The organism is Bacillus sp. GMs2/2 (assembly GCF_050172095.1).
Taxonomy (GTDB): domain Bacteria; phylum Bacillota; class Bacilli; order Bacillales; family Bacillaceae_G; genus Bacillus_A; species Bacillus_A cereus.
Genome location: NZ_JBNLYE010000554.1, coordinates 1 through 2013, shown reverse-complemented (window position 1 = coordinate 2013; position 2013 = coordinate 1). Strand labels below are relative to the sequence as shown.

Here is a 2013-nt window from a genome sequence, read left to right as displayed (position 1 = left end):
TCGAACTTCGGGTTTAAAAAATCAGTAAGTCCAAGGGATGCTAAATGGTTTAATGATTGATAAATTGCTCTCCGAATCCGTTGTTTGGAAGCTTCTATGAACCTTTTTAATTCGGCATCTTCAGCTGAATCCCCAAGTTTTTTTTGAGCCAAATTCATAAAAATCTCTTTTAGTGAGGGAAAGCCTTGTTCCAACGTGTTATCTTGTTCATATTTATATAAATAATCTAGCATATCCATTAAATCTTTACTTCCACTTTCACTGGCTATTCCTAATTCAGACAAAAGAAAATGAATGGAATTTTGAAAATGATTAAAAGTATTTAAATGTTTTTCATTACGGTATTTTTCTTGTGCACTTGAATTACTATCCAATTTTAGTACCATATTAAGCGATTCTTGAATGTTTTTTATCGATTTTTCCAAACGAATTCGTTCAATGACTTTCCGAACAACTGTTAATACTTCAATCCGGTTAATTGGCTTAATAATATAGTATTCAACACCAAGCGAATAAGCTTCAGCAATTAATTCTTTTGATTCTACTTGAGAGACCATGATGATTTTCCCTTTAAACGAAGGTTTTATTTGACGGATTGTTTTTATTCCATCTTGAATCGGCATTAACAAATCGATAAATAAAATGTCTATATTTTTAAGGATTAGCATTTGTTGCTCTAAAGATAAACCATCCTCAGCTTCTCCTATAACCTCCCCAAGGTCTTCATCCTCGATAATTTGAGCCAACATTGAGCGAACCGCTTTTTCATCATCTACTATATAAAAATACATAGAATCACCCTTTCGAAATTATATGATCAATCCCTAATCTAATTATAAAAATTGATCCTTTTCCTTCGGTTCTGTCCTCAAGCGTAACATCACCTTCAAGTTGTTCGACCATTTCTTTAACATACGATAATCCGATACCTGTCGATGGGTTGCCTAAATCATCATATTTAGAAGTAAACCCAGGCTCAAAAATTGAATCTTTATATTTTGAAGAAATACCAGGACCATTATCGCCTATTTGAAATTCAACAAAATGGTGGTCTTTATTAATGTCAATTGTGATGGTTCCCATACCTTGGATAGCTTCTACAGCGTTTGTAACGATATTATTTATAATAGATAAGATTGTGTAAATATGATAATGAGAATGCACACCATCAATTTTATACACAAATTGGATGTCTTTCTCTAGCAACCGTGCATATTTCGTATTTGCCCGTATAATGATATTTACTAGTTCATGTACAGACATATAATCTGTAAAACTTTCATCAGAAATTAGTTTTGAAAGTCCAGCAAAAATACGTTGGTTATCCTTTTTAACGTCATGGACCTCACCAGCAATTTGTAATGCCTGTTGCCTTAAATCCCCAAACTGAAAATCCATCTGTTTGTGCTCAAAAGAGTCTAAGGTTTTATATAAATCATAGGATTTTTTTGTTATATTCTCAGCATCTTGTAATGTTTTTTTTAAATGAACAGCATCTTCATATAAATTAGAGATAAGCATGAGCATGTGTTCATTTTGCTTCTTTATATGTCTCTCCCTTGATTGCGCTTCATACAATTTCATCATATTGAAAAAGCTTAGAACTATAAAACTATGGGAACATGCGATAACAATAATCTCATTTATTGCCTCGGATGTGATCGATGTTTTTAATACGAAATATTGAATCATTAATTCCACACAGTCTGACAGTATTTCAATCATGCAACCAATAAAACCAATCATTAGTGGTTGATGATAAAAACGTTTGATTTTTGCTAAATGAAAGAGATACGAATAAGTAAAATAAAAGAAAAAACTAGGATAGTGAGTATGAAAAGCGGCTAGCCAATCCATATTTCCCTTTATAATGACATCCATTGAGATACGGAATACTACAACGACTATCGCTGTTAAAAAACCCGGTAAAAATGCTGGAATTCGTCGAAACAATAACAAAAAAAAGAAAAATGTTGGTGCGCCAAAGCTCATTCTAAATGTTTCATTTAAAGG

Annotated in this window: 2 protein-coding genes; both read right to left on the bottom strand. The window is 32.2% G+C overall.

The genetic code is table 11. The features are described 5' to 3' along the window. Window positions 1-791: DNA-binding domain-containing protein (locus ACQGS6_RS27275; protein WP_426965933.1), on the bottom strand; the 791-nt coding region annotated here is incomplete at its 3' end. A 4-nt stretch (window positions 792-795) separates the two neighbouring features. Next, the coding region (locus ACQGS6_RS27270) for a sensor histidine kinase (RefSeq protein WP_426965932.1) at window positions 796-2013 on the bottom strand (1218 nt) is incomplete at its 5' end.